Origin of the sequence: Mesorhizobium sp. L103C119B0, from assembly GCF_000502235.1 — a bacterium.
Lineage (GTDB): Bacteria > Pseudomonadota > Alphaproteobacteria > Rhizobiales > Rhizobiaceae > Mesorhizobium.
This window is the reverse complement of the sequence record NZ_AYXE01000011.1, coordinates 99,046-125,865: the sequence shown is the minus strand read 5'-3', so window position 1 is coordinate 125,865 and position 26,820 is coordinate 99,046. Positions and strand designations below refer to the sequence as shown.

Annotated in this window: 25 protein-coding genes; 5 read left to right on the top strand and 20 right to left on the bottom strand. The window is 63.0% G+C overall.

Annotated features, from left to right (window positions below):
• Complete coding sequence (kynU, locus tag X728_RS147510) at window positions 1–1,323, bottom strand: kynureninase (protein ID WP_023832089.1); 1,323 nt, start codon at window positions 1,321–1,323, stop codon at window positions 1–3.
• Window positions 1,324–1,490: 167 nt separating this feature from the next.
• Between kynU and X728_RS147515 the strand changes: the two genes are divergently transcribed.
• Entirely contained in the window at window positions 1,491–2,255 is a 765-nt protein-coding gene (locus X728_RS147515) for a GntR family transcriptional regulator (RefSeq protein ID WP_023688568.1), read from the top strand.
• 205 nt (window positions 2,256–2,460) lie between these two features.
• Entirely contained in the window at window positions 2,461–3,243 is a 783-nt protein-coding gene (gene lexA / locus X728_RS147520; protein ID WP_023684703.1) for a transcriptional repressor LexA, read from the top strand.
• On the opposite strand, the gene X728_RS147525 is transcribed toward lexA, so the two are convergent.
• Complete coding sequence (locus tag X728_RS147525; RefSeq protein ID WP_023832088.1) at window positions 3,237–5,693, bottom strand: ComEC/Rec2 family competence protein; 2,457 nt, start codon at window positions 5,691–5,693, stop codon at window positions 3,237–3,239. The two genes, lexA and X728_RS147525, sit on opposite strands and share 7 nt — an antisense overlap.
• A gap of 112 nt (window positions 5,694–5,805) precedes the next feature.
• Window positions 5,806–6,222: an NAD(+)--rifampin ADP-ribosyltransferase gene (gene arr / locus X728_RS147530; RefSeq protein ID WP_023832087.1), complete on the bottom strand. Its 417-nt coding sequence runs from the start codon at window positions 6,220–6,222 to the stop codon at window positions 5,806–5,808.
• A 464-nt stretch (window positions 6,223–6,686) separates the two neighbouring features.
• Between arr and gltX the strand changes: the two genes are divergently transcribed.
• Together gltX and gltA are read left to right on the top strand one after the other, a co-directional pair.
• Entirely contained in the window at window positions 6,687–8,111 is a 1,425-nt protein-coding gene (gltX, locus tag X728_RS147535) for a glutamate--tRNA ligase (protein WP_023832086.1), read from the top strand.
• A 181-nt stretch (window positions 8,112–8,292) separates the two neighbouring features.
• On the top strand, window positions 8,293–9,624 hold the full coding sequence (gene gltA, locus X728_RS147540; RefSeq protein ID WP_023671037.1) for a citrate synthase: 1,332 nt from the start codon (window positions 8,293–8,295) through the stop codon (window positions 9,622–9,624).
• 132 nt (window positions 9,625–9,756) lie between these two features.
• On the opposite strand, the gene lpxB is transcribed toward gltA, so the two are convergent.
• The 13 genes from lpxB to X728_RS147600 all read right to left on the bottom strand — a co-directional run bounded on the left by lpxB (window position 9,757) and on the right by X728_RS147600 (window position 22,878).
• Window positions 9,757–10,935, bottom strand: coding sequence for a lipid-A-disaccharide synthase (lpxB, locus tag X728_RS147545; protein ID WP_023832085.1), 1,179 nt, complete (start codon window positions 10,933–10,935; stop codon window positions 9,757–9,759).
• Window positions 10,925–11,827 carry a UDP-2,3-diacylglucosamine diphosphatase LpxI gene (lpxI, locus tag X728_RS147550; protein WP_023832084.1) on the bottom strand — a complete coding sequence of 301 codons (903 nt, stop codon included), beginning with the start codon at window positions 11,825–11,827 and terminating at the stop codon, window positions 10,925–10,927. Before lpxI ends, lpxB begins: the two co-directional genes overlap by 11 nt.
• The gene (gene lpxA / locus X728_RS147555; RefSeq protein ID WP_023734357.1) at window positions 11,814–12,647 is read right to left on the bottom strand and encodes an acyl-ACP--UDP-N-acetylglucosamine O-acyltransferase; all 834 of its coding nucleotides are present in this window, start codon (window positions 12,645–12,647) and stop codon (window positions 11,814–11,816) included. Before lpxA ends, lpxI begins: the two co-directional genes overlap by 14 nt.
• Before the next feature lie 15 nt (window positions 12,648–12,662).
• Window positions 12,663–13,115 (bottom strand): 3-hydroxyacyl-ACP dehydratase FabZ, encoded by a 453-nt coding sequence (fabZ, locus tag X728_RS147560; protein WP_023684696.1) that lies wholly within the window; start codon window positions 13,113–13,115, stop codon window positions 12,663–12,665.
• Window position 13,116: 1 nt separating this feature from the next.
• On the bottom strand, window positions 13,117–14,175 hold the full coding sequence (gene lpxD, locus X728_RS147565; protein WP_023700728.1) for a UDP-3-O-(3-hydroxymyristoyl)glucosamine N-acyltransferase: 1,059 nt from the start codon (window positions 14,173–14,175) through the stop codon (window positions 13,117–13,119).
• Between the two features lie 77 nt (window positions 14,176–14,252).
• On the bottom strand, window positions 14,253–16,634 hold the full coding sequence (gene bamA / locus X728_RS147570) for an outer membrane protein assembly factor BamA (RefSeq protein ID WP_023742441.1): 2,382 nt from the start codon (window positions 16,632–16,634) through the stop codon (window positions 14,253–14,255).
• 217 nt (window positions 16,635–16,851) lie between these two features.
• On the bottom strand, window positions 16,852–17,994 hold the full coding sequence (rseP, locus tag X728_RS147575) for an RIP metalloprotease RseP (RefSeq protein ID WP_023754870.1): 1,143 nt from the start codon (window positions 17,992–17,994) through the stop codon (window positions 16,852–16,854).
• Between the two features lie 103 nt (window positions 17,995–18,097).
• A complete protein-coding gene (locus tag X728_RS147580; protein ID WP_023696555.1) occupies window positions 18,098–18,913 on the bottom strand; it encodes a phosphatidate cytidylyltransferase in 816 nt (271 codons plus the stop codon).
• Between the two features lie 11 nt (window positions 18,914–18,924).
• Window positions 18,925–19,698, bottom strand: a complete 774-nt coding sequence (locus tag X728_RS0135475; protein WP_280790906.1) for an isoprenyl transferase — start codon at window positions 19,696–19,698, stop codon at window positions 18,925–18,927.
• Window positions 19,679–20,233 carry a ribosome recycling factor gene (gene frr, locus X728_RS147585; protein ID WP_023671027.1) on the bottom strand — a complete coding sequence of 185 codons (555 nt, stop codon included), beginning with the start codon at window positions 20,231–20,233 and terminating at the stop codon, window positions 19,679–19,681. Before frr ends, X728_RS0135475 begins: the two co-directional genes overlap by 20 nt.
• Window positions 20,234–20,332: 99 nt before the next feature.
• A complete protein-coding gene (gene pyrH / locus X728_RS147590) occupies window positions 20,333–21,055 on the bottom strand; it encodes a UMP kinase (RefSeq protein ID WP_023671026.1) in 723 nt (240 codons plus the stop codon).
• Between the two features lie 151 nt (window positions 21,056–21,206).
• Window positions 21,207–22,316, bottom strand: coding sequence for an aldo/keto reductase (locus X728_RS147595; RefSeq protein ID WP_023724378.1), 1,110 nt, complete (start codon window positions 22,314–22,316; stop codon window positions 21,207–21,209).
• Between the two features lie 34 nt (window positions 22,317–22,350).
• Complete coding sequence (locus tag X728_RS147600) at window positions 22,351–22,878, bottom strand: nuclear transport factor 2 family protein (protein ID WP_023832083.1); 528 nt, start codon at window positions 22,876–22,878, stop codon at window positions 22,351–22,353.
• A gap of 99 nt (window positions 22,879–22,977) precedes the next feature.
• Between X728_RS147600 and X728_RS147605 the strand changes: the two genes are divergently transcribed.
• On the top strand, window positions 22,978–23,904 hold the full coding sequence (locus X728_RS147605; RefSeq protein WP_023832082.1) for a LysR family transcriptional regulator: 927 nt from the start codon (window positions 22,978–22,980) through the stop codon (window positions 23,902–23,904).
• 34 nt (window positions 23,905–23,938) lie between these two features.
• On the opposite strand, the gene tsf is transcribed toward X728_RS147605, so the two are convergent.
• The 4 genes from tsf to X728_RS147625 form a co-directional block, all read right to left on the bottom strand.
• Window positions 23,939–24,859, bottom strand: a complete 921-nt coding sequence (gene tsf / locus X728_RS147610; RefSeq protein ID WP_023724376.1) for a translation elongation factor Ts — start codon at window positions 24,857–24,859, stop codon at window positions 23,939–23,941.
• Between the two features lie 108 nt (window positions 24,860–24,967).
• The gene (gene rpsB, locus X728_RS147615) at window positions 24,968–25,756 is read right to left on the bottom strand and encodes a 30S ribosomal protein S2 (RefSeq protein WP_023671022.1); all 789 of its coding nucleotides are present in this window, start codon (window positions 25,754–25,756) and stop codon (window positions 24,968–24,970) included.
• Between the two features lie 177 nt (window positions 25,757–25,933).
• Window positions 25,934–26,545 carry a LysE family translocator gene (locus X728_RS147620; protein WP_023832081.1) on the bottom strand — a complete coding sequence of 204 codons (612 nt, stop codon included), beginning with the start codon at window positions 26,543–26,545 and terminating at the stop codon, window positions 25,934–25,936.
• A complete protein-coding gene (locus tag X728_RS147625) occupies window positions 26,542–26,820 on the bottom strand; it encodes a DUF4031 domain-containing protein (RefSeq protein ID WP_023671020.1) in 279 nt (92 codons plus the stop codon). Before X728_RS147625 ends, X728_RS147620 begins: the two co-directional genes overlap by 4 nt.

Below are 26,820 nucleotides of genomic sequence, written 5' to 3'. Positions count from 1 at the left end.
TCAGGTGACCGCGGTCTTCACCGCGAAGCGGGCGTCCTGCCAGGCGCCGGTGCGCAGAATATCCTCCAGGACTTCGACCGCCTGCCAGACATCGCCATATCCGACATAGAGCGGCGTGAAGCCGAAACGGATGGTCGACGGCGCCCGGAAATCGCCGATCACGCCGCGCTCGATCAGCGCGCGCATCACCTGATAGCCATGCGGATGGAGGAACGACACCTGGCTGCCGCGCTGGCTGCCGTCGCGAGGACTTTCCAGTTCAAGCCCGTAGGCGCCGCATCTGGCTTCGACGAGCTGGATAAACAGGTCGGTCAGCGCGATGCTTTTTCTGCGCACCGCCGCCATATCGACGTCGTTCCAGATATCGAGCGCGCCCTTGAGCGCCCGCATCGACAGCACCGGCTGCGTTCCGCACAGGAAGCGGCGAATGCCGCTGCCGACGGCAAAGCCCTGCTCGAAGGCAAAGGGCCGCGCATGGCCCCACCAGCCGCTGAGCGGCTGGTGGGCATCGTCATGGTGGCGCTCGGCCGCGTAGATGAAGGCTGGCGAGCCCGGGCCGCCATTGAGGTATTTGTAGGTGCAGCCGACGGCGAAATCGGCATTGGCACGGTCAAGTTCGACCGGCAAGGCGCCGGCCGTGTGGCAGAGATCCCAGATGATCAGCGCGCCGGCGTCATGTGCCTTGCGCGTCAGCGCCGCCATGTCGCGCAACTGGCCGGATTTGTAGTTGACGTGGTTGACCAGGATGACGGCAACGCTGTCGTCGATCAGCTCCTCGATTGCGGCCGCGTCGACGCCCTCCAGCCGCAGCCGCGTTCCCGGCCGGGTCGAGGCGACGCCTTCGGCCATGTAGAGGTCGGTCGGGAAACTGTCGCCCTCGGCAACGATGACCGACCGATCCGGCCGCATGCCGAGCGCTGCGTGCAGCAGCTTGTAGATGTTGATCGAGGTTGTGTCGCAGACCACCGTCTGCCCATCAGCCGNGCCGAGCGCTGCGTGCAGCAGCTTGTAGATGTTGATCGAGGTTGTGTCGCAGACCACCGTCTGCCCATCAGCCGCGCCGATCAGTCGCCCGAGCTGATCTCCGAGTTCCACCGGCATGTTGAACCAGCCGGCGGTGTTCCAGGCGCGAATGAGGTCGTGCGCCCATTCCTGCGTGGCGGCCTGCTGCAGTTCGCTGAAGACGACCGCTGACGCGGCGCCCAGGGAATTGCCGTCGAGATAAATCACGCCTTGCGGCAAGACAAAGCGTTCGCGCATGGAGCGCAGCGGATCGGCGGCATCCATTGCTTCGATTGTAGCGAGATCGGGTGTCGTGCTCATGATCCGGCGCCCCTCCATGGACAAACGCGCGCGGCGGAGCCTGCCGCCCAAACATGCCGGCGATCTTGAGTGGTCGCCCTTGAACTGTCAAACATTATATATAATTCACCCATTGAAAGGCTTTGATATATAATGATCCGCCGAGCGTTTATGTCTGATGGATCACGATGCTGGATGACGAGCAGACCTCGAAGACGGAAGCGGCCTATCGCCTGCTCAGGCGCGATATTCTTGCGACCCGGCTGGCGCCTGCCGCGCCGTTGAAGCTGAGCACGCTGCGCAACACCTACGGCATCGGCTGGACGCCGTTGCGCGAGGCGCTGTCGCGGCTGGAGGCGGAACGGCTTGTGACCGCCATCAGCAACCGCGGGTTTGCGGTCGCTCCCGTCTCTCGGGCGGAGCTCGAGGATTTGGCGCGTGCGCGGCTGGTGGTCGAACTGCCCCTGCTGGTGGAATCGATCGAGGAGGGCGACCGTGAGTGGGAAGACGCGGTCGTTGCCGCCCACTATCGTCTCTCACGGTGCGGGTCTGTTCTCGACGATCCATCGGATGATGCGGTCGACGCGTGGTACGAAAAACACGATGCCTTCCATGCGGCGCTGCTCAGTGCCGCGACATCCAGCTGGCTGCTGCGCTTCAATGCGACGATTTCCGACCAATTGCATCGCCATCACCGCTTTCTGGGTCTGGCCCCGACGCTGCGCGCCGCCGCCGGCCGCACGGATGGCCACCGGAAGGCCGTGGCGGCCCTGCGCGACGCCGTGGCGATCGAACACCATACCGCCCTGATGGAAGCGGCCCTCGATCGCGACGTCGAACGTGCGAAAACTCTGATGACCGCTCACATCGGCTACACGCTGCAGGTCTATGCCCAGAGTGAACCCGGCGCGGATGCTGCGCAGCCCCGTCCGAAAAGGAAGCGGCGATCGTAGCCGACGACGCAGGGCACTTTGTCTTCGTTTCACCCCGTTGCCGGCCAACGACTACGAGCGCCGCTCGCGGTGCCGAACGTCACGCTGAACAAAACGTCAACACATTCATTAAACTTTAAAAGGTTGCGGAACACAACTGGAACAGATAGTGTTTGTTCTGGGTTTGTTTTTTCTGATTCTGGTTTCAGAACCCCTGGGGGCCGCGATGCTGACGCGCAAACAACATGAGCTTCTGATGTTCATCCATGAACGCCTGAAGGAGAGCGGAATCCCGCCGTCCTTCGATGAGATGAAGGAAGCGCTTGACCTCGCCTCCAAGTCCGGCATCCACCGCCTGATCACGGCGCTTGAGGAGCGCGGTTTCATTCGCCGGCTGCCGAACCGGGCGCGCGCGCTGGAAGTGCTGCGGCTGCCCGACTCGATCGCACCAGGCCTCAATGCGGCGAGGAAGTTTTCGCCGAGCGTCATTCAGGGCAGTCTTGGTCAAACCGGCCAAGGGCAAGGCGGCCAAGGACAAGGCGCGTTGGGCCAAGGCGGTCTCGGCCGCCAGATCAAGCCGGGCTCGCCGTCGCGTTCGATGTCGGCCGGCAATGACGATGCCGTTTCCGCGATTTCAATCCCGGTTATGGGACGCATCGCCGCCGGCGTGCCGATCGACGCCATCCAGCATCAGACCCATTCGATCTCGGTGCCGCCCGATATGATCATGGGCGGCGAACACTACGCGCTCGAGGTCAAGGGCGATTCGATGATCGAGGCCGGCATTTTCGATGGCGACACGGTCATCATCCGCAATGCCGACACAGCCAGCCCCGGCGAGATCGTGGTGGCGTTGGTCGACGATGAGGAAGCGACCCTGAAACGCTTCCGCCGCAAGGGCGCCTCGATCGCCCTGGAAGCCGCCAACCCGGCCTACGAGACCCGCATTTTTGGACCGGACAGGGTGAAGGTGCAGGGCAAGCTTGTCGGATTGATCCGGCGCTACTGAGCCGGCTTGGGTTTGTACTTTTCACGCTGGTTGTAAGGCGGCAGGCCGCGCGCTTCGCGGGAGAAGCGGCGTTGCTCGTGCCAGGGGCGATACGGCTTGTCGACGGCGAAGCGGATGGTTGGCGCTGCAGCTGCCGATTGCGGATCGAAGAAGACGGCGGCGCTGCCGTCGCGGGCCAGCTGTTTCTTCGTCACGACCAGCACCAGCGGGTTGCGGCACGGATTGTAGGCGGTGGCGTCATCGATGACGATCAGGCTCGCGAAGGCACAGGCCGGCCGCGCCGTCTTGCGGTCTTTCGCAAGCGCTACAATGGCTCCGGAAGGGTGCCGGGCGATACAGAGATCGCCGGTGCAATAGAAGGGCGAGCCGGGCGGCAGATCGAGCGGATCGAGATCGAACCGCGTATCTGTTGCCTCGAAAATCTCAGGTGGGATAATGGTTTCGGCCCGCAGCGCCCGTTTCCAATTGTCCGTGGTGAATTCGTTGGAGCGTTCGCGGTTGAGGGCGAGTTCGCCGCCACCGATCGGCATGGCCACCAGATGCGCATCCTCGGATATGAGCACGTCGGGCGTAAGCACCTGCGGCACCGTCAACAGGCCGGCCAGCGCGAAAGGCACGGCCGCCAACCTGAGCCAGGTGGTGGCCATGGTGGCGATGACGAGGGCGACCGCCACCAACAGCACCGAGCGGATGGAGATCAGCCCGACGGCGTCGACCGGCGAGCGCTCGGAAATCCAGGCCGATATAGCGATCATCGCCATCAGACCCTTGCCCATCACATAGAGGAACGGCCCGTCGGCGCCGAACGGCATCGCCAGTGCGCTGAGCACGGCAAAAGGCATGACGATCAACGAAACAATCGGCATCACGGCCAGATTGGCGATCAGGCTGAGCGGCGACACACGCTGAAAATGCCAGATGGCGAACAGCAAGGTTGCACTGCCGGCGATGATCGAGGTCATGGCGAGGCCGCCCATGGCCAGCGCGAATTTTCGCGACAGGAAGCCGACGAAGGAGCGCTTTGCCGGCGGCGTTCTCACCTTGTCGGCGCGGTAATCGGCCCAGCCGGCATAGGCGCCGACAAGGGCGGCGGTGGCGGCAAACGACATCTGGAAGCTGGGACCGACCACCTCGTGCGGCGACACCAGGATGACGGCAATGGCGGAGATCGCCAGATTGCGCATGGTGAGTGCGGCGCGATCAAACAGCACGGCGACAAGCATGACCGCCAGCATGATGAAGCTGCGCTCGGCGGCAACCACGACGCCTGAAATAACGAGATAGGCGGCGATCGAGACAAGCGCTGCCGCGGCCGCATATTTCTTCACCGGCCGGCGCGAAGAGAAAACGGGAAACAGCGCAAAGGCGCCACGCAGCAACGCCATGATGGTGCCGGCAACCAGCGCCATGTGCAGGCCGGAGATGGAGATGATGTGGTAGATGCCGGTGCGCCGCATCGCTTCGTTGACCTCGTCCGGGATGCCAGCGCGCACCCCGACAATCAACGCCGCGGCAATCTCGCCTTCGGCGCCGCCGATCTTGCCCCTGATATGGTCGGCAATGTTTTCGCGCGCGTTCTCGATTGCCGAGGAGAGCCGCGCGGCCAGCGGCGGCGGTCCCTGCGTAGCAATGGTTTTCGGATTGCCGAGAAAGAAGCCGCTGCCGCCGATACCAGTGAAATAGCTGTCGAAGGAGAAATCGTAGCTCTCCGGCCGCACCGGACCGGTCGGCGGCAACAGCCTGGCATAGCCGGTGATCAGGGAGCCGGCGGTCATATCGGCGGGAACGGTCCGCGCCGAGAGCCTGACCCGCTCCGGGGCGTAGCGCAGCTTGGGGTAAGCGGTCGAAACCACGTCAAGCGTCAGCCTGATGCGCCCGCTCTCCATCTGTTCGAGACTGACGACGCGGCCGGTCAGCCGTGTCTGGATCTCGGAGCCGAGCATCTGCGTTCCGGCGCGCCAGGTCTCGACCTTGGCGGCGACGACGCCGAGCGCGCACAGCATCGCGGCCATGCAGAACAGATGCGTCCTCGGCCGAGGTCGCGTGGCGACAGCGCAACATGTCGCCAGCACCACAATGGCGATTGGCTGCGCAAAGCCGGGCTCGCCGGCCAGCGAGAAATAAATGATGACGCCGGCCGCCAGGAAAACCGGCACCAGCAGGAAGGCGACGCCCCGGTCGAGCTCCGTGTTGGCGGCCACGGCAAGGCTGCGGCGGAGCGCGGGCCATGACGGACGGCGAAGCCGTCTGCGCAGACGGGCGATAGATCCGGGCGCTGTGACTTGCGCCGGCAAGGCGTGACCGGGCAGCGCAGGCGCGACGCCGGGATGCGGCTCAGGCAGCGCGAGGGGCAGCGGCTCGGCATAGGGACTATCGGCAAACAGCGAGCGTTCGCTGACGCTTGCCTCGGCGCCTTCGCCTTCCTTCGTGCCCCGGCCACGTCCAGCCATCGGGTCTGCCCCTTGCGCCCCAGACCTCCTATGCTACATGAACGCGCAAAGCGCGAAAGTCCGTGCGGTCGCGTCCACCGCGCCGGAATTGACCATCACTCGCCAAGGACGCTCAATCCTCAATCATATCCCGGCCCTCCGCCCTCAGGCGAGCAAGCCCATCGCGCATTGCCTTCAATTGTTCGGGTGTATGACCCTGCCATTCAGCGAGCTCCCCCAGGATGAGCAACGGATCACGGGAGCGGTAGGATTTCGTCGGATTACCGGGAAATTTTTTATCGGTCAGGTTAGGGTCATCCATAAAAAACCCCGTCGGCTTTACGATGTAAATCCTTTGACGACCGTCACCCGTTGCAAGCTCTGCTCCCCAGATGGCGGCTTCCAGTGTCTGGGTGAAATAGATCCATGACAGTGGTTTACCTCTGAAATTGGAAGGGTGGCCGACGCTCAGCAGATCCCCGGGTTTCAAATCCGCCCGGGTACCATGGTAGAACGGATCACCCTCCGTATGGTCGGCGTTTCTGGTCATCGGTAGTCCTTCTTTCAATCATTCCTCCTTCGTGGCGAGGCCGGACCGCACACAGTTGCGGTGTTCACGATAATGATTGCAGAAAGGTCAATATGCGTGACCAAGCCAACGCTGTCACGGCGGCGTTGTGTCGGGCAGTGCCGCATCCGTGAAGAAATGTCCGCTCGTCAGAGGGGGCTACCACCGTCGCAGCGATGTTCCAGGCACTGTGACGGGCGCTGCAGCCGAATGAAACCCAGACATTGACGCTGCTGCCAAATGAGGTTGCGCGGAGGTGCGAACAGATTTTTGTGCTACAAGGCTCCACCGCCAGTTGACGCAACCGATAATTGCCGACGTGCCCCCGGCCTCATCCAGCCATCGGGTCTGCCCCTTGCGCCCCAGACCGCCTATGCTACATGAACGCGCAAAGCGCGAGAGTCCGCGCGATCACGCTCCGTTTTCCAAGGCTTGCCGAGAGTTCCATGTCCGACACGGTCGTCACCCGTTTTGCCCCCTCGCCCACCGGCTATCTGCATATCGGCGGCGCGCGCACGGCGCTGTTCAACTGGCTGTACGCCAAGCACACCGGCGGCACGATGGTGCTGCGCATCGAGGACACCGACCGCGAACGCTTCAACGAGGCGGCGACACAGGCCATTCTGGATGGGCTGACCTGGCTCGGCCTTTCCTGGGACGGTGAGGCCATATCGCAGTTCGAGCGCGCGCCGCGCCACCGTGAGGTGGCCGAGGAGCTGGTGCGCCTGGGCAAGGCCTATTACAGCTACGAGACGCCTGCCGAGCTCGAGGCGATGCGCGAGGCCGCACGCGCCAAGGGCCTGCCGCCGCGCTACAACGGCCAGTGGCGCGATCGTGCCCCCTCGGAGGCGCCTCCCGGCGTCAAGGGCGCCATCCGCATCAAGGCGCCGACCGAGGGCGAAACCGTGGTGCACGACCGTGTGCAGGGCGAGGTGCGCTTCCCCAACAAGGACCTCGACGATTTCATCATCCTGCGCTCGGACGGCAATCCGACCTACATGCATGCCGTCGTCGTCGACGACCATGACATGGGCGTCACCCACATCATCCGCGGCGACGACCATCTGACCAACGCCGCGCGCCAGACGGTGATCTACAACGCCATGGGCTGGGACGTCCCGTCGATGTCGCATATCCCGCTGATCCACGGCGCCGACGGCGCCAAGCTGTCGAAGCGGCACGGCGCACTCGGTGTCGAGGCTTATCGCACCATGGGCTATCTGCCCGAGGCACTGCTCAACTATCTGGCAAGGCTCGGCTGGAGCCATGGCGACGACGAGATCATGTCGATCAAGGACATGATCTCGTGGTTCGACATCGGCGATGTCAACAAGGGTGCGGCGCGCTTCGACTTCGCCAAGCTCGAGTCGATCAACGGCGCGCATATGCGCAAGATGGCCGATACCGAGCTGTTCGACATTTTCGTCGCCACTCTGCCATACCTCGAAGGCGGATCTGCTATCCCCGCCCGTCTCGACGACGCCAGGAAGGCGCAGCTGCTGGCCGCCTTGCCGGGCCTGAAAGAGCGCGCCAAGACGCTGGTGGAACTGGCCGATGGCGCGGCCTTCCTGTTCGTCGAGCGGCCGCTGCCGATCGACGAGAAGGCGGCAGCACTGCTCAGTGCCGACGCGCGCGCGATCCTGCGCGGCGCACATGCCGCTTTGCAGACTGTTTCGGGTGATTGGTCGGCTGCCGCGGCTGAAGCCGCGGTGCGCGAGTTCGCAGCGGCCGGCGGCCACAAGCTCGGCGCCGTGGCCCAACCGCTCCGGGCGGCCCTTACCGGCCGTAGCACCTCGCCCGGCGTGTTCGACGTGCTTGCCGTGCTTGGCCGCGAGGAAAGCCTGGCGCGGATTGCGGATCAAATCGATTAGGAGCGAGCTGGCCCAAAAAGATTGGCATTGAAAGGCGGGTTTCGCAGTGCAACATTAGGCCTTGGCCCAATCTGGCACGCACCTCCTAAAATGCGGTGGCGAGTTCGCGCATTCCGGTGATTTCGACGTGTCGTTTGCAGGAATTGCCTTGCCGGCATGAGGAACATGAAGGAGTTTGAGAATGAGCGAAGCTGCGACAAGACTGGAAACCGGCAGCAAGACGACGCACCCGTCGACTGCCACGCTCGAACTGGCCGGCAAGACGCATGAATTCAAGGTGCGAAGCGGCTCGGTCGGGCCCGACGTCATCGACATCGGTGCGCTCTACAACACCACCGGCGCCTTCACCTACGATCCCGGCTTCACCTCGACGGCGAGCTGCGAGTCGGCGATAACCTTCATCGACGGCGATGCCGGCATCCTGCTTCACCGCGGGTACCCCATCGACCAGCTGGCCGAGCATGGCGACTTCCTCGAAGTCTGCTACCTCCTGCTTTACGGCGAACTGCCGACCAAGGCGCAGAAGGACGATTTCGACTACCGGGTAACGCGCCACACCATGGTGCACGAGCAGATGTCGCGCTTCTTCACCGGCTTTCGCCGCGACGCGCATCCGATGGCTGTGATGTGCGGCGTGGTCGGCGCGCTGTCGGCCTTCTATCACGACTCCACCGATATTTCGGATCCGTATCAGCGCATGGTCGCCTCGATGCGGCTGATTGCCAAGATGCCGACGATTGCGGCCATGGCCTACAAATACCATATCGGCCAGCCCTTCATTTACCCGAAGAACGAGCTGAACTTCGCCGCCAACTTCCTGCATATGTGCTTTGCGGTGCCGTGCGAGGAATACAAGATCAACCCGGTGCTGGCGCGCGCCATGGAGCGCATCTTCATCCTGCATGCCGACCACGAGCAGAACGCCTCGACCTCGACGGTGCGGCTTGCCGGCTCGTCGGGCGCCAATCCGTTCGCCTGCATCGCCGCCGGCATCGCCTGCCTGTGGGGCCCGGCGCATGGCGGCGCCAATGAGGCGGCGCTCAACATGCTGGGAGAAATCGGCCATGTCGACCACATCCCGGAATTCATCGCCCGCGCCAAGGACAAGAACGATCCGTTCCGGCTGATGGGCTTCGGCCATCGCGTCTACAAGAACTACGATCCTCGTGCGAAAATCATGCAGAAGACGGCGCATGAGGTGCTCGGCGAACTCGGCATCAAGGACGATCCGCTGCTCGACATCGCCATGGAGCTGGAAAAGATCGCGCTGACCGATTCCTACTTCATCGAAAAGAAGCTCTATCCGAACGTCGATTTCTATTCCGGCATCACGCTGAAGGCGCTGGGCTTCCCCACCACCATGTTCACCGTGCTGTTCGCGGTCGCGCGCACCGTCGGCTGGATCGCGCAGTGGAAGGAAATGATCGAGGACCCGCACCAGAAGATCGGCCGCCCGCGCCAGCTCTATACCGGCGCCCCGGAACGCGACTACGTGCCGATTGCGAAAAGGTGAAAGAGAGTGAATGGTGAATGGTAAGTAGTGAATAGCAGGTAGTAATAGCAGGTAGTAAGTAGCAGCTTGATTATAGTCGAGAGCTCGTTAATCCTATTCACTATTCACTATTCACTATTCACTATTCACTCGCTAAGCCCTATTCGCTCTCCCGATGTGGCGAAGAACGACATCGGCGGCGATGTCGCCGGAGGGCCTGTCGGTGGCCATGCGTCTGGCAACCTCGCCAAAGCCGTCCTTTTGCCAGGCGCGGTAGGCGGTGTCTGAAAACAGTGCCTCGAGCTGCCGCGCCAGATAGTGCGGCCGCACATACTGGTTGTAGCTTTCCGGCACGACCGGCCGGTCGGCGATAAGGTTGGGCAAAGCAGCGCTCCACACCGTGATCAGGCTCTGCGCCATCAGCATGATCGGATCGAACTTGTAGCAAGAGATCATCGGGACACCCGACATCGCGAGTTCCAGTGACACCGTTCCAGACGCGATCAGCGCCGCATCGGCCTTGCCGAAGGCCTGCCACTTGCGCTCGGGATCGAGGATGACTTCCGGCTCCTGATCCCAGCGCGCCACCGATGTTTTGACCAGTTCGGCGACATGCGGCACCGTCGGCAGCAACAGCCGCAGCCGGTGGCCACGCGCGCGCAGCGCCGACACCGTCTCGCCGAACGGACCGATAAGCCGGCTCACCTCGCCGCGCCGCGACCCTGGCAGGACGAGCAGCGTCTTGACGTGATCGGCAGAGAGATCGCGTGGCTGGGCTTGCGCCATGGCCGCGCCCAGCACGCCTGGATCATGCGTGAGGCGATGTCCGACGTAAGTGCCGGGGGGGCCGCCGAGACGGCTGAGCTCCTTTACCTCGAAAGGCAGGATGCACAGTATGTGGTCGACATAGGGCTTCATTGCGGCCGCCCTACCCGGCCGCCACGCCCAGACGCTCGGGCAGACATAATGGACGATCGGGATCGACGGATCGGCGGCGCGGATCTTTTTGGCGACGCGCAGCGAGAAATCGGGGCTGTCGATGGTGATCAGACAGTCGGGTTTTTCGGCGGCGACAGCACTTGCCGTCTGGCTGATCCGCCGCATCAGGCGCGGCAAGTCACGCAGGATGGCGCTGAGCCCCATCAGCGCGATCTCGGCGCCGTCGAACAGCGGCGCCAGTCCGAGCGCCTGCAGATGCCGCCCGCCAGTGCCGACGAGTTGCACCTCGCGCCCGGTCATGCGCTTCAGCGCCTGCACGATGTCGGCGCCCAGCAGGTCGCCGGATTCTTCGCCGGCGACGATGGCAATCTTCAGCGGCTTCTCAGCTGCCATGGACAGACTCCGCAGCCGGCAGGCCGAACACGAACAGGCCGAGCGCATTGGCGCGCGCGACAACGGCGGGGCCTTCGAGGATGAGCGAACGGCCGGCTTCGACGGCAATGCCGGCGAGCCCCGCGGCATGCGCCGCCTCGACGGTCTGGGGGCCAATAGATGGCAGATCGGCACGCAATTCCTGGCCAGGCTTGGCGCATTTGACCAGGACACCGCGCGTCTTGCCGGCCAGCCTGCCATGGCCGCGCAACTGCTGCGTCCGCTCGAGCAGTCCGTGGGTGCCCTCGACGCCTTCCAGGGCAACAGTGCGGCCACCGATGGCAATTGCCGCCTGACCAATGTCGAGCGCGCCGATGGCCTTTGCCGCCGCGTGTGCCGCCTCGATATCGCGCCAGTCGGACTTTCGCGGCACTGCTTTGGTCAGCGGCCCTTCGGCCGCGACGAGCCGGGGCACGACTTCATGCGCACCGACAACCTTGACGCCCCGTGCCTCCAGGCCGCGGGTCAATATCTTCAACAGCCCGTCATCGCCGCGGGCAAGCGCCATGGCGAGCGAGGGTATAAGCGCCAATAGCCCAAGGCTCGGGCGCATGTCGACCAACCGCGGCCTGCGCCTGATCTCGCCGGCAAGCACAAGATGGGTGATCCGCCGGCGCCTCAGCAACGCAACCAGCGAGCCGATGTCTTCCAGCGCAAGGCTTTCATGCTCATAGATTGTGAGGTCGGACTGACGGTCGGCCTGACCTTCGACCAGGATGATGACGGGCGGATGTCCGGCCTCCGCCAGGCCGGCGGCAACTTCGACCGGCAAGCTACCGCCGCCGGCAATGATGCCGACCCTGGCGTCCGGCGCAAGATCGAGGCCCGTTGAAGTGGCCTCAGCCTTCGTCATCGGCATCGTCGCCGTCGCCACCCTTAAGCGACGGGACGGCAAAATGCCGCTTGCCGCGACTGGTGATGAAATCGATGATTTTCATGGCCGTCGGCGACGACGCAAACTCGGCCTTGGCGAATTCGATGTTCTCGCCGACAGTGCGGGAGCGGTCGAAGATGGTCTTGTAAGCCTTGCGCAGCAGGTAGATTTCGGCGCGCGGCAACCCGGCGCGCTTTAGGCCGATGATGTTGAGTCCACGCAGGCTGGCGCGATTGCCCACCGCAATGGCGTAGGGAATGACATCGCCGACAAAAGCCGAGCAGCCGCCGAGAAAGGCGTTGTCACCAACACGCACGAACTGATGAACGGCGCTGAGGCCGCCAATATAAACGCTGTCACCGACCTCGCAATGGCCGCCCAGGGTCGCGCCATTGGCGAAGGTGGCGTTTTTACCGACGACGCAATCATGGGCAATGTGGGCATAGGCAAGGAAATTGCCGTTGTCGCCGACGGTCGTCTCGCCGCGGCTGGAATCGGTGCCGAGATGCATGGTCACGCCTTCGCGGATCGTGCAGTTCTGGCCAATGACCAAAGTGGTGCGGCCGCCCTTGTGTTTGGTGTTCTGCGGCGGTCCGCCCAGTGTCGCCATTGGATAGACCTTGGTCGCGGCGCCAATGGTTGTCGCGCCCAGCACCGAGACATGGCTGACGAGTTCGACGCGGTCACCGATCACGGCGTCAGCGCCGACGTAGCAGAAAGGTCCTATGGAGGCGCCTTCGCCGATCTGCGCGCCGGCCTCGATGACGGCCGAGGGGTGGATTGAAGTCTGTATTTTCATGAGCATTTCGAACCGTCAGCCGGTAACCATCATTGCCGAGATCTCGGCTTCGGCGGCCTTTGTGCCCTCCACCATGGCCTCGCAGGCGAATTTGAGCAGGTTGCCGCGCATCTTGATTTTCTTGACGTGGATTTTCAACTGGTCGCCCGGGACGACCGGTTTGCGGAATTTCGCATTATCGATGGTCAGGAAATAGACCAGCGACGGCTTTTCCGTGTTGAGGTTACGGATGCAGATCGCGCCGGCCGTCTGCGCCATAGCCTCGACGATGAGCACGCCCGGCATCACCGGCTGATCCGGGAAATGGCCCTGGAAATGCGGCTCATTGATGGTCACGTTCTTGATGCCGATGGCAGAATCATTGCCGTCGATTTCGATGATGCGATCGATCATCAGGAAGGGATAGCGATGCGGCAAAAGCTTCATCAACCCCAATATATCGACCGCTTCGAGCGTCGCCGGCACCATCTCAGCTACTTCCCCCCTCGCCCTGCTTGCGCGTCCTGGCGAGCTTCCTCAGCATGGCGATCTCGCGCATGGCTTCCGCCATCGGCTGCGCCGGATAGCCTCCCCAGATCTCGCCCGCCGGCACGTTGCTCATGAACCCGCTCCTTGCAGCAAGCTTGGCCCCTGATCCTATGGTCAAATGATCGGCAAGGCCAACGCCGCCGCCCATGGTGACACCGTCGCCGACGGTGACGGAGCCGGAAATACCAGAGAGCCCGGCAATAATGCAATTGCGGCCGATGCGAACGTTATGGGCGATCTGCACCAGATTGTCGATCTTGGTGCCCTGACCGATGACCGTATCCGACATGGCGCCGCGATCGACGGTCGTGTTCGAGCCGATTTCGACATCGTCCTGAATGATGACGCGGCCGACCTGCGGCACACGCTCGGGCCCTTTGGCGCCGCCGACAAAGCCGAAGCCGTCCTGGCCTATCCTGGCGCCGCCATGAATGATGACGCGGTTGCCGATCAGCGCATATTGAACACTGACACCCGGCCCGATGTAGCCGTCACGGCCGATCTGGCAGGAGGGGCCGATAACGGCGTGGGGGGCAATGACCGTTCCGCTGCCGATGGAAGCACGCGGGCCGACGACGGCTCCGGCTTCGATGATCGCGCCTGCCTCGATATGCGCCGTGGCATCGACATGAGCTTGCGGCGAGACCCCGGTTTCGCTGGTCATCGGTCCCGGCGTAGCCGCCGTCGGGAACAGCAGCCGGCCGATCATGGCGAAGGCCTGCTGCGGGCGCGGATGCACCAGAACCGCAATGCCGGCCGGCGCCTTGCCGGCGAACTCGGCGGGACAAAACACGGCCGCCGCCTTCAGCGACTGCATCAGCGCGAAATTGCGCTTGCCGTCGACGAAGACGAGCGCACCCTCGCCGCCTTCGTTGGCTGGCGCCAACGCATCGATCGATATGTGGGCAAGGTCGGAATCGACGAGCGACGCGCCGGTCAGATTCGCGACTTCGCCGGCCGTATACCGGCGTGATGGCGCGAAGAACACCGGATCGGTCATTCCAGAAGCAATATCCAGCTAGGTCGGATCAATTCTCTTCCGGACCCCAACGGCCCGGAAGCATCGTTACCGCAAGATCAGAAGCGGCTCGACATGCCGAAGTTGAATTCCTGCACGTCGTCGGTCTTTTCCTTCTTGACGGGCATCGCGTAGTCAATGCGGATCGGGCCGAAGGGCGATGACCACAACAAGCCGACACCAACCGAGGCGCGCAACTTCATATCGACCGAGGCCTGATCGACGCCGGCGGTGTCGATCTTGCTGCCGTACAGTGTGGCGGCATCAGCAAACACAGCGCCGCGCACACCAAAGCTTTCCGGAATGACCGGTATCGGAAATTGAGCTTCCGCCGACGCATTGAAATAGGTGGTGCCGCCGAGGTGATCACCACCAGAACCCGGCGTAATATCGGCAGGGCCGATGCCGCCATACTCGAAGCCGCGGATCATGCGGTCGCTGCTCTGGAACTGATCGAAGATACGCAGGCCGTCACCGCCGAAGCCCTGAATATGGCCAGCGCCGCCTGAGATCAGGCCAACCAGATCCAGCTGTTCGGACAGCGTCTGGTAGACAGTGCCACGACCGGTAACCTTGACGAATTTGGCATCGCCACCAAGGCCGGCCACTTCCACGGTCGTGGTGGCGTAGATGCCTTCATGCGGGCTCTTCATGTCGTCGATGGTGTTGTAGACCAGTCCCAGGCTGACCGACGACTTGATCCACGGGCTATCATTGATGCCCTCGACGATGGCTTTAGAAATGTGGCAGTCAGCGTCCGGAATCTCATCGTGGGGAGTATCATCGCAACCGTCGTCGAGCTTGTACTTCTCCTGGGCGATATTGTACGCCAACTGCGTCGAGATGTTGTCGGTGATCGGCAGGCCGAAGCGCACCGTCGCACCCAGCGTCTCGCTGTCATAGTGGTCGTAGTTGCGTGTCTGCTGGAAGATGTCGAAGCCGGCAGCGATACGGCGCCCGAGGAAATAGGGCTCGGTGAAGGACAGGCTGTAGTCGCGCGAATTCTTGCCACCACCCGCCGAAACCTTGATGTACTGGCCGCGACCGAGGAAGTTGCGCTCCGCGACCGAACCTTCGACGGACGGACCCGCAGTGTCGCCACCGGTCGAATATCCTGCGCCAACCGAGAACTCGCCGGTCGATTTCTCGACTACGTCAACCACGAGCACGACCTGGTCTGGCTCAGAACCCGGGACAGTCGAAACGTCGACTTTCTCAAAGTAATCTAGCTTTTCCAGCCGCTTCTTCGCGCGCTGGATGAGTACCTGGTTGAAGGCGTCGCCTTCGCTGACATCGAACTCACGACGAATGACATAGTCGCGCGTGCGGTCGTTGCCGCGGATTTCGATGCGCTCGATATAGGCCTTGGTGCCCTGGTCGATCGTATAGACGACCGAAATGGTGTGGTTCTCGAAGTTGCGATCACCGCGCGGCGTCACCTGGGCGAAGGCATAGCCCGAACCCGCGACCTTTTCGGTCAGCGCGATGATGGTGTCCTCGACATTCTTGGCGTTGTAGACGTCGCCCTTGTGGGTCTGAACCACCGATTCCAGCGCCTTCGAGTCGACTTCGGGAATGGTGCTCTCGACGCTGACGTCGCCGAACGTATAGCGGTCGCCTTCCTGGACGGTGATGGTAACGGTGTACTGGTTGGTCGTGTCGTCGAGCTCGCCGACGGCTGAGACCACCTGGAAGTCGGCATAGCCGTGATTGTAATAGAAGCGGCGCAGCGATTCCTGGTCGGCGCGGAGCTTGTCCTCGTCATAGACGTCGTCACGCAGCACGAAGGACAAGAAGCTCGAGCGCTTGGTTGCGATGACGTCGGACAGGCGGCGGCTCGAATAGGCGCTGTTGCCGACGAAATTGACAGCGGCGATCTTGGTGCGGCCGCCTTCGTTGATGTTGAAGACCACGTTCACGCGGTTGTCGCCGAGATCCATGATCTGCGTCGTGACAGCGGCGTCATCCCGGCCAATTCGCCTGTAGGCAGCCTTTACCGCCTCGACATCGGAGTCCAGCGTTGCCTGCGAGAACGTCCCGCGCGGCTTCAACTGCACGGCGACTGCCAGCGCGTTGTCCTTGAGCTTCTTGTTGCCCTGGAACAGAACCTGGTTGACGACCTGGTATTCGGCAACCTTGACTACCAGCGTCGAACCGACCTGATTGATCTGCACGTCCGAGAACAGCCCGGTGCCGAACAGCGCCTTGACCGCATCGTCGATATCGGCGCTGGAAAACGCCTTGCCCGGCTTGATCGTGATGTAGTTGCGGATGGTGTCGGCGTCGACACGCTGGTTGCCGCTGACCTCGACTCTCGAGACAACGGCTGCCTGCGCCGCAGATGTGGCAACGAACTGCACGGCGAGCGCACCTGGTACAACCAGAGCGGCGGACATAGCCACCGCGGACGCGGCGCTCAAAAATTTGGATGCTGCCTTCATCGGGCTTTTGTACCTTTTCTCGAAGTCCCCACGGCGAGAAAACCGGACGTGCGGTAATTTCTCCTACCGTATTAACCGGATTTTCCCTACACGCAAGGCTTCTGGTTAATTTGTAATTACTTAACCCTGATGCGTGGCTTTCGCGTCACGCATACCCCCGTGCATGGTAAACGGCGTCTCAACATTGCCGGTGCTGAAGCCAAATTTCTTCATGATTTCAGCACCCAAACAGATCGTTCCAGAAGACGAAGCCCATAAATCCCAGCACCAGAAAGAGGCCGGCCCGGTATCCCATTTCCATCATCCGCTCCGATACCGGACGCCGGAAAACGGCTTCGAGTGCGTAGAACAGGAGATGGCCGCCGTCGAGGGGGGGAATCGGCAAAAGGTTCAGAATTCCGATCCCGACCGACAGGCCGGCGACGAGTTGCACCAGCCATAGGAAGCCCAGCTTTGCCGCCTGCCCCGACATCTTGGCGATCTTGATCGGGCCGCCCAGCTGGCATTTGTCTTCGCGGCCGACAACGAATCGCTGCAGGAACTGGCCGGTGCGCTGAATGACGTGCCCCGTCTCCTCGACCGCGGCGCCGACTGCTCCGACAGGGCTGTAGGTGATCAGCCTGGGCTGGCCGACATCCTTGTTGTTGACGACGCCGATGACGGCCACCTTGACCTTGTTGCCCAGTGCGTCCAGCTGCTCCATCGGCTCCGGCGTCGCGACGACGGTGACCTCCTTGCCGTCGCGCAACATGGTGAAGCTGATAGCGTCGCCGCCGCGGCCTGAGACCAGGCGTTGGACGTCGGCGAAGGTCTCAACCTTGCTGCCGTCGACGGCGACGAATCGGTCGCCTGGCAAAATGCCGGCCCTTTCGGCTGGACTGCCGGCGGTGACCGCCGCCACCATCGGCTCAAACACAGGGCGGCCATAGAGGGAAAACAGCACGGCAAAGACGGCAATGGTCAAAAGGAAGTTGAACAGCGGTCCGGCCACCACCGTGGCGGCGCGTTTCCAGATCGGCTGCGTGTGGAAGGCGACCTTGCGTTCAGCGTCAGTCAGCGTTTCCAGATCTTCCGAACTCGGCTGGCTCGACGTGGCGCTCATGTCGCCGACGAATTTGACATAACCGCCGAGCGGTATGGCGCAGAGCTTCCAGCGCGTGCCGTGGCTGTCGTTGAAGCCGAGAAGTTCGGGGCCGAAGCCGATCGAAAAGGCCTTCACGCCAATGCCGCACCAGCGGCCGACCAGGTAATGTCCCATTTCGTGAATGAAGACGACCACGGTCAGCACGAACAGAAACGGCACCAGCGTGCCGAGGACAAAGCCTTCCGTGCTGAAAAACGCGTGAAGAATTTCGTTCAAGTTGTGCCCTCAAATTCACCCGCGGCAAAAGGTGTCGCCGCGACTGTGACATCAATCCAGGCGAATCCGTGGCGTGCGCCATTTCTTCGCCGTGAAATATCACTCAAGCCGGAAACAGCCCCTGCGCCGGATGATCGGCGCCCGCCGAAATCCAGCCGATCACGTATAGGGCAAAAGCCGCCGCGACAAGCCCGTCCACCCTGTCCATGACACCGCCATGCCCGGGTATCAACGCGCTTGAATCCTTGCGGCCGTGGCGGCGCTTGACCCAGGATTCGAAGAGATCGCCAGCCTGGGCAACAATCGACAGCACCAGCGCAACCAAGGCGAGGACGCCAAGATTGCCGGCCCCGGCGGCGGCAGCCAGAAGCACGCCGGCGGCCACGCCGCCGACAGCGCCGCCAAGCGCGCCGCTCTGCGTCTTGCCGGGGGATATAGATGGCGCGAGCTTGGGCCCACCGACGGAGCGGCCGACGAAATAGGCGAAGATGTCGGTCGCCCAGACCACGGCGAACAGAAACAGGATTGCGACCAGGCCGGGATGGTCGCCGCCGCGCAGCAGCGCCAGCGATAAGCCGGACAAAGCCGCGTAGGCAAGACCGGCTGCATCCCATTGCGCCGCTCCACGCATACGGGCGCCGACAGCAGCGACCACAACCATGGCCAGGACAAGAGACAGAAGCCACGATGCCGGCACGCCTGCAACCAGGGCGACGACGAAAACCAGAAGCAGCGCTTCGGGAATGAAGCCGAGGGTCGCACCGGCCAAGGGGCGCGACATGCGCGCCCATTCATAGAAGATGACCGCCGATATCCCGGCGCAAAGCAGGCGGAACCACAGCCCTCCCAACCAGGTCAGGCCAAGCGCTATTGCGGCCAGCACCAGCGCCGAGACGATGCGAAGCTGAAGATTGTTCATCCCGCCGCCGATCACGAGGCAGCGACATCTTGAGCGGCAAGCCCGCCAAAACGGCGCTCGCGGCCAGCAAAATCGCGCAATGCGTCGGCCAGGTGTTCGCGGCTGAAGTCAGGCCAGTAGCAAGGCAGAAAAACCAGTTCGCTGTAGGCTGCCTGCCACAGAAGGAAGTTCGACAGCCGAAGCTCGCCACTGGTGCGGATGACCAGCTCCGGATCGGGAATGCCTGCGGTGTCGAGGGCGCCGGCAAAAGTGTCTGCCGTGATCGCCTCTGCGTCGATCTCGCCGCGCGCCACTGCGGCTGCGAGCTTGCGTGCCGTGCGCACGATCTCGTCGCGCCCGCCATAGTTGAAGGCGATGACCAAGGTCAGCGATTCATTGCGCGCAGTCAGCGATTCGGCCTCTTCCAGCAGGCCCCTGATGTCCGGCTGCAGCCCCGCCCTGTCACCGATGATCCTGACGCGCACGCCGTTCTGGTGCAGTTCGGCCAGATCGCGGCGGATGAACAGTTTCAAAAGCCCCATCAGGTCGCTGACTTCGGCCTTGGGCCGCGACCAGTTTTCCGACGAAAAGGCGTAGACGGTCAGGAAGGAAATGCCGAGACCGGGCGCGGCGCGCACCGTCTTGCGCAGCGCTTCGACGCCGGCGCGATGGCCGGCAAGCCGCGGCATGCCGCGCGCCTTGGCCCAGCGTCCGTTTCCATCCATGATGATCGCGACATGCGCGGGCGTTGCCATTGTCTCGCTTTCGGGCCGGTGTGGGCCGACCCTAAACCTGCATGATTTCAGCTTCCTTATCGGAAAGCAGGTGATCGATGGTGCTGATCGTCTCGTCGGTCAGCTTCTGGACCTGATCGGAGCGCTTGCGCTGATCGTCCTCGCTGATGTCGCCGTCCTTTTCGGCCTTCTTCAAGAAGTCCATGCCGTCGCGACGGACATGGCGCACCGCGACGCGGGCGTTCTCGGCGTAGCCATGCGAGATCTTGACCAGTTCCTTGCGGCGCTGCTCGTTGAGCTCGGGCAGCGGAATTCTGAGATTGGTGCCGTCGACGATCGGATTGAAGCCGAGATTGGATTCTCTGATGGCACGGTCGACCGCGCCGACCATCGACTTATCCCAGACCGAAACCGAAATCATGCGCGGCTCGGGCACCGACACGTTCGCCACCTGGTTGATGGGCATGGTGGTGCCGTAGGCCTGGACCTGGATGGCGTCGAGCAGATTGCTGGAGGCACGGCCGGTGCGCAGCGAAGCCAAATCGTGCTTGAAGGCGGCGATCGCGCCATCCATGCGCCGCTTGAGGTCGTCGAACTCACCACTCATCTTAGTCTCCTCGACCCGTTTGATCCGGGTTCACTGCTTAGGGCTCATATTCCGCCCCTCTTTCGAAAACTGATCCCTTTTTGGAGAGTATACTCCGGATTATTCGTCGGCGACGATCGTGCAACGGCCGCCGCCCCGCAGAATATCGCCGAAACCACCTTTTTCGTGGATCGAATAGACGATTATCGGGATGTTGTTTTCGCGCGCAAGTGCAATTGCGGCGGTATCCATGATCGATAAGCCCTTGTTGATGACTTCGGCATGGCTGATGCGCTCGAAGCGGGTCGCATTCGGATCCTTCTTGGGATCGGCCGAATAGACGCCGTCGACCTGGGTGCCCTTGAACAACGCGTCGGCGCCGATCTCGGCGGCGCGCAAGGCCGCGGCCGAATCGGTGGTGAAGAACGGATTGCCGGTGCCGCCGGCGAAAATGACGACCTTGCCCTGGTTCATATAGGCGGTGGCCTGGCGCTGGGAAAAACTCTCGCACAGTTCGGGCATGGCGATGGCCGACAGCACGACGGCATCGACGCCGATCTTGTTCAGCGAGGTGCGCAGCGCCAGCGAGTTGATGACGGTGGCCAGCATGCCCATGTGGTCGCCGGTGACGCGGTCGCCGCCCTTGGATGCCACCGCCACGCCGCGAAAGATATTGCCGCCGCCAATGACGACGCCGACCTCGATGCCAAGCGCGCGGGCTTCGGCGATGTCGGCGGCGATTCGGTCGACCACCGAGACGTCGATGCCGAAATGCTGCTCGCCCATCAACGCTTCGCCCGAGGCTTTCAGCAGGACACGTCGATAGAGGGGCTTTGCCGTCATCTGGACCTCGTCATTGATTGCGTGTGGCAGCCTGGGCAGGCCGCCCTCGCGCGGGCGCCGCCGCTGGCGCGATGCCGAGTTCCGATACACGAAGGGCGCCGCGATGTCACGCGGCGCCCCTCGCCGAATTCCGCCTTCCCGTCGCGGCCCGTCAGTTGCTGGTGATGCTGACGGCGTCGCCCTCGACCAGCAGCGGCGGCGCATAACCCAACGGTTTGTCGCCGGTCACGGCGCCGCCGGTAACCCGGGCTTGTATGTCGGACCCGAAATAGGCGTACGGGAATGGCGGCGGTGTCTTGCTGACCGTATCCAGCCGCGCGCGAAGCTCGGCGGGTAAAGTGAAATCCAACGCCGCCAGATTGTCCTGCAACTGTGCCAGCTTGGTGGCGCCAAGAATCACGGTGGCGATGCCCGGTTGCGTTGCCACCCAGTTGAGCGCGACCTGCGCCATGCTGTGTCCGAGTTCGGCGGCCACTTTTTCGAGTTCCGCCACGATCGCCCAGTTGCGCTCGGTGAACTTCTGGAACCCCGGATGAGTGGTGTTGCGAAAGCCGTCGAGCCGGCCGACATGGCCGTCCTGCGTCGGCCGGTACTTGCCGCTGAGCAGCCCGCTGGCCAGCGGGCTCCACACCATGATTCCTGCGCCATGGCGGGTGCCGAAGGGCACGAACTCATTTTCGATCGAACGCTCCGCCAGCGAATATTCAAGCTGCAGGGCCGACACCGGCTCGTAGCCGCGCCACTCGGCGATCGTCTGCGCGCGGGCAGCATACCAGGCCGGCACATCGGACAGGCCGACATGGCGAATTTTGCCCGCACGCACGAGATCATCCGTCGTGCGCATGACCTCCTCGGCCGGCGTCAGCCCGTCCCAGACATGGAGGAGGTAGAGGTCGATATAGTCAGTGCCCAACCGCTTCAGCGAGGCGTCCACGGCGCGCAAGATGTTCTTGCGGCCATTGCCGCCGGCGTTCGGATTGCCGGGCTCCGCGTTGAAGGTGAATTTCGTGGCGATCACCGCTTTGTCGCGCAAGCCCCGCTCGGCGATGAATTCGCCGAGCCAGGTTTCGGCTGTGCCGCCGGTGTAGAGGTCGGCGGTGTCGAAGAAATTGCCGCCGGCCTCGACATAGGCGTCGACCATGGCGCGCGCGGTTTCCCTGTCCGCGCCCCAGCCCCATTCGGTGCCAAAGGTCATGGTGCCCAGTGCCAGCCGGCTGACGCGCAGGCCGCTGTTGCCCAGTGTGTAATAGCTCATGGTCATGGTGTTTTTCCTATCCTGATTTCTTGACGCCGGCTCACTGGCCAGGCGTCATCTTGACCCAGGGATTGCCGCGCTCATGCGTGGCGCGGAAAACGAAGCCGTCGACTTTCCAGCCGGTCCCGGAGCGAACCAGATGGTGCTCGTAGGTGCCCCAGACTTCCCACAGCGGGTCGCCATTGCCTTCCATCCGGTTCCAGGCATAGCCGTTCGAAGAGACGGTCGCCGCGTCCGCCTCAAAGATCACCTGGTGATTGGTGCGCAGATGCAGGCTGGTCTTGCTGCCCCTGAGGTTGCCGGCCCAGGTACCGATCAGATTGTCGGAGGGGATGGCGGCGGCAGGCTGTCCTGACAGGCTGCTGAAGTCGACGGTGACACGGTCGGCGAAATAGGAGCGGGCAAGCTTCCAGTCCTGCGCATCGACGGCACGGTCGATGGCATCGGCGATGCGGATGACGGCGCGTTCGTCGGCGAGCGCGCGCCAACCGGACGGCTCGGCGCCGCCGGCATCGACCGGCGCTAGGGCAAGGCCTGCGGCGAAGGTAGCGTGTTTCAAGGCGTCCATCTCTCTTCTCCTTTGTGCATCGGTGATGGCAATATGGGTCAGCCTGTCGGCATCGAGAAGATTGAAGTGTTCGCAAGGACTATGCGATATCATGCATGAATGGACCGGGATCTGCTCAGTCATTTGCCTGTCATCGTCGCCGTTGCCCGACGCGGCGGCTTTGCGCTAGCTGCGGCCGAACTGGGCATGTCCCCATCCGCCGTCAGCCATGCGGTGCGCCTCGTGGAGGAGCGGATCGGCCAGCCGCTGTTTGCGCGCACCACGCGCAGCGTCTCGCTGACGGAAGCCGGCAAGGCGCTGGTGGAGACGGCAGCCCCTGCTCTCCAGGATATCGCCGACCGGATGGACCGTATCCGCGCCATCAAGGGCCGGCCCTCCGGCTTGCTCAGGTTGAACGTTCCCAACATCGCCGTTCCACTTGCCGTCACTCCCGTGGTCGCCGCGATGGCTGAACGCTATCCTGATGTGACCATCGAATTGCTCACCGATCAGGGGCTGGTGGACATTGTCGGCGAGGGTTTCGATGCCGGCATCCGGCTGGGCGAGATGATCGCACAGGACATGGTCACGGTCCGGCTGACGCCGCCATTCAACGCCGTGATCGTCGCCTCCCCCGCCTATGTCGGCCGGCATGGCCGTCCGCGCGGTGTGGCGGATCTTTCGGACCACAATTGCATCGACTACCGGCTTGTGCGCTCCGGCGCACTCTATCGCTGGGACCTGACCGAGGACGGCCAGGATGTCGTGGCCGAGACGAAGGGTACGGTCATCGTCACCGATTCGCTGGCCGCGATCGACCTTGCGCTTGCCGGCGTCGGGCTGACCTATGTGTTCGAGCCGCTGGTGCGCGCGGAATTGGCAGCCGGCCGCCTCGTTCAGATCCTGCCGCAAACGGCGATCGAGGAGCCCGGCCTCTTCCTCTACTTCCCGCGCCGGGCGTCGATGGCGCCAAAGCTCAGGGCCTTCATCGACACCGCACAAGAAATCGGCCGAGCATCCTTGCGGACACCCGGCCGAGTTGCCTGAGCTGAGAAGCCCCTTTTCAGGGGCTATTTTAAAACTACTTCTTCACCGCCGCCGCGACTTCCGCCGCGAAATCGGTCTCTTCCTTTTCGATGCCTTCGCCCAGCGCAAAGCGCAGATAGGCGGAGATCTTGGCCGGAGCGCCGATATCCTTCTCGGCATCCTTCAGCGCCTGCTCGACAGTGATGTCGGGATTGAGCACGAAGGCCTGCTTGAGGAGCACGACTTCCTCGTAGAACTTGCGCAGGCGGCCTTCGACCATCTTTTCGATGATCGCTTCCGGCTTGCCGGACTGGCGCGCCTGGTCGGCGAAGATCGCCTTCTCGCGCTCGACCGCTGCCGGATCGATCTGCTCGGCGGTCAACGCCAGCGGGTTGGTGGCGGCGACATGCATGGCGACCTTTCGGCCAAAGGCGTTCGCGGCATGCTCATTGCCCGTCGTCTCGATCGCGACCAGAACGCCGAGCTTGCCAAGACCATCGGCAACCGCATTGTGGACGTAGGTTGCGACAGCACCGTGCGGGACGGTGAGCTTGGCCGAACGGCGGAAGCTCATGTTCTCGCCAATGGTGCCAACGGCGTCCTTGATGGTGTCAGTGACCGACTTGTCCGAACCCGGATACTTTGCGGCAGAGACAGCCTCCGTCGTGCCATAAGCAAGCGCGACCTTGGCGACATTGCGAACGATCTCCTGGAACTGCTCGTTGCGGGCCACGAAATCGGTCTCGGAGTTAACCTCGACGATGGCGGCCTCGCGGACGCCGGAGTCGACGCCGATCAGGCCTTCGGCGGCAGTACGGCCAGCCTTCTTGTCGGCCTTGGAAATGCCCTTCTTGCGCAGCCAGTCGACGGCCTCTTCGATGTTGCCGTTGGTCTCGGTCAACGCCGCCTTGCAGTCCATCATGCCCGCGCCGGTCAAGTCGCGGAGTTCTTTGACCTGTGCAGCCGAAATGCTCATTGTCGCCTCTTTGTTTTAAATGCACCGACGCACCACCGGTACTCGGTGATGCGTCCGTCTAGCGTGCCAAATATGAGAATGATGAAGGCCGCAACCGGCCTTCGACTGTCAAGCTTCCGGAGCGTCCGCAGCCGGGGCCGGAGCCGGATCAAGCGCCGGTTCGACCGGAGCTTCGACCGAGGCGCCGATGTCGACGCCGAGCGCGCCCTGCTGGCGGGCGATGCCGTCGATGGCAGCCTTGGCGATCAGGTCGCAATAGAGCTGGATGGCGCGCGCCGCGTCGTCATTACCGGGGATCGGGAAGTCGATCTTGTCCGGATCGCAGTTCGAATCGATGATGGCAACGACCGGAATGCCGAGGCGCTTGGCCTCGAGAATGGCGATCGCTTCCTTGTTGGTGTCGATGACGAACATCAGGTCGGGCGTCGAGCCCATGTCCTTGATACCGCCGAGCGCCTTGTCGAGCTTCTCGCGCTCGCGGTCGAGGTTCAGGCGTTCCTTCTTGGTCAGGCCCTGGGCCTCGCCGGCCAGCATCTCGTCGAGCTTGCGCAGGCGCTGGATCGAATTCGAGATCGTCTTCCAGTTGGTCAGCATGCCGCCGAGCCAACGCGAATTGACATAATACTGGGCCGAACGCTGCGCCGCGTCGGCGACGATATCCGAAGCCTGGCGCTTGGTACCGACGAACAGCACGCGACCGCCCTTGGCAACGGTGTCGGAAACCTGCTTCAGAGCCTGGTGCAGCAAAGGCACCGTCTGCGACAGATCGATGATGTGGATGTTGTTGCGGGCGCCGTAGATGTAAGGCGCCATCTTCGGGTTCCAGCGGTGGGTCTGGTGGCCGAAGTGAATGCCAGCTTCCAAAAGCTGGCGCATGCTGAAATCAGGCAGTGCCATTCTTAGTTCCTTTTCCGGTTAGCCTCCACGGACACAGGCATTTTTGGACTTTGTCCTCGAACGCCACCGGAGGTTTCAGCCGGATTTCTCCCGGGCAGACACCAAAGTCCGTGTGTGGAATGAGCGCGCATATAGAGGGGAAGCGCTGCAAACGCAAGCGGTGAGGTGCTTCATCGCTCAGCGTGCGGCAATCAGCGCTCCGGTGCCGATCATGGCGCTGCCGGCGAACCGGTTAATCAGCCGCATGCGTTCGGGCGTCCTGAACCAGCCGGATGCCCTGCCCGCCAGCGCGGCGTAGATGCCCATGGTGAGAATATTGGCGCCGACGACGACTGCCACCACCAGCAGGCCGTCGGCAAACGTCATGGTGTCGAGGTTGAGGATCAGCGGCATGATCGAGGCGTGGAACAGGATCGCCTTCGGGTTGCCGAGCGCCACGGAGGCGCCAAGCAGGAACGACCGCGACAATCCGGTTTGGGGGATTCCTTGCGCGGCCGATTGCGCGGCCGCGGCCCGCCACATCTTGATGCCGAGGAAAATCAGGTAGGCCGCACCGGCGTATTTCAACAGGAGAAACACCCATTCGAAGGTCTGGGCCAGCGCCACCAGCCCGAGCAGTGCCAGGGTGACCAGCACGGCATCGCCGGCGGCAATGCCCATTCCGGCGACGAACGCACGCAGGAAGCCGCGTGCCACGCCGTTGGTGATCACCGTGAACATCGCCGGTCCCGGCGTGGCGGCGGCAAGTGTGATGGCAATGCAATAAGCCAGGAATGCCGTTAGCGTCACGATCGGCCCTTTCCGTTGGGTACCCGTACGCGCCTGAAGATCGCAACGATCTCCTCGCGGCTGCATTCGATGGCGCCGAGCCGCACCGCCCGGTCGCGCTCGAAGCCTGTTATGTCATAGTGCGGCGCCGATGTCCTGGGCGGCCCTTGGTAGGACGAACGCTTGACGCCAAGCTCGGCGGCGAAACGATGCAGTTCGTCCGTATCGTCGGCCATCAGGTGGCACCAGCGATGGCCGGCCCATTTCCAGATCGCCGCATCGACATAGACCGCCAT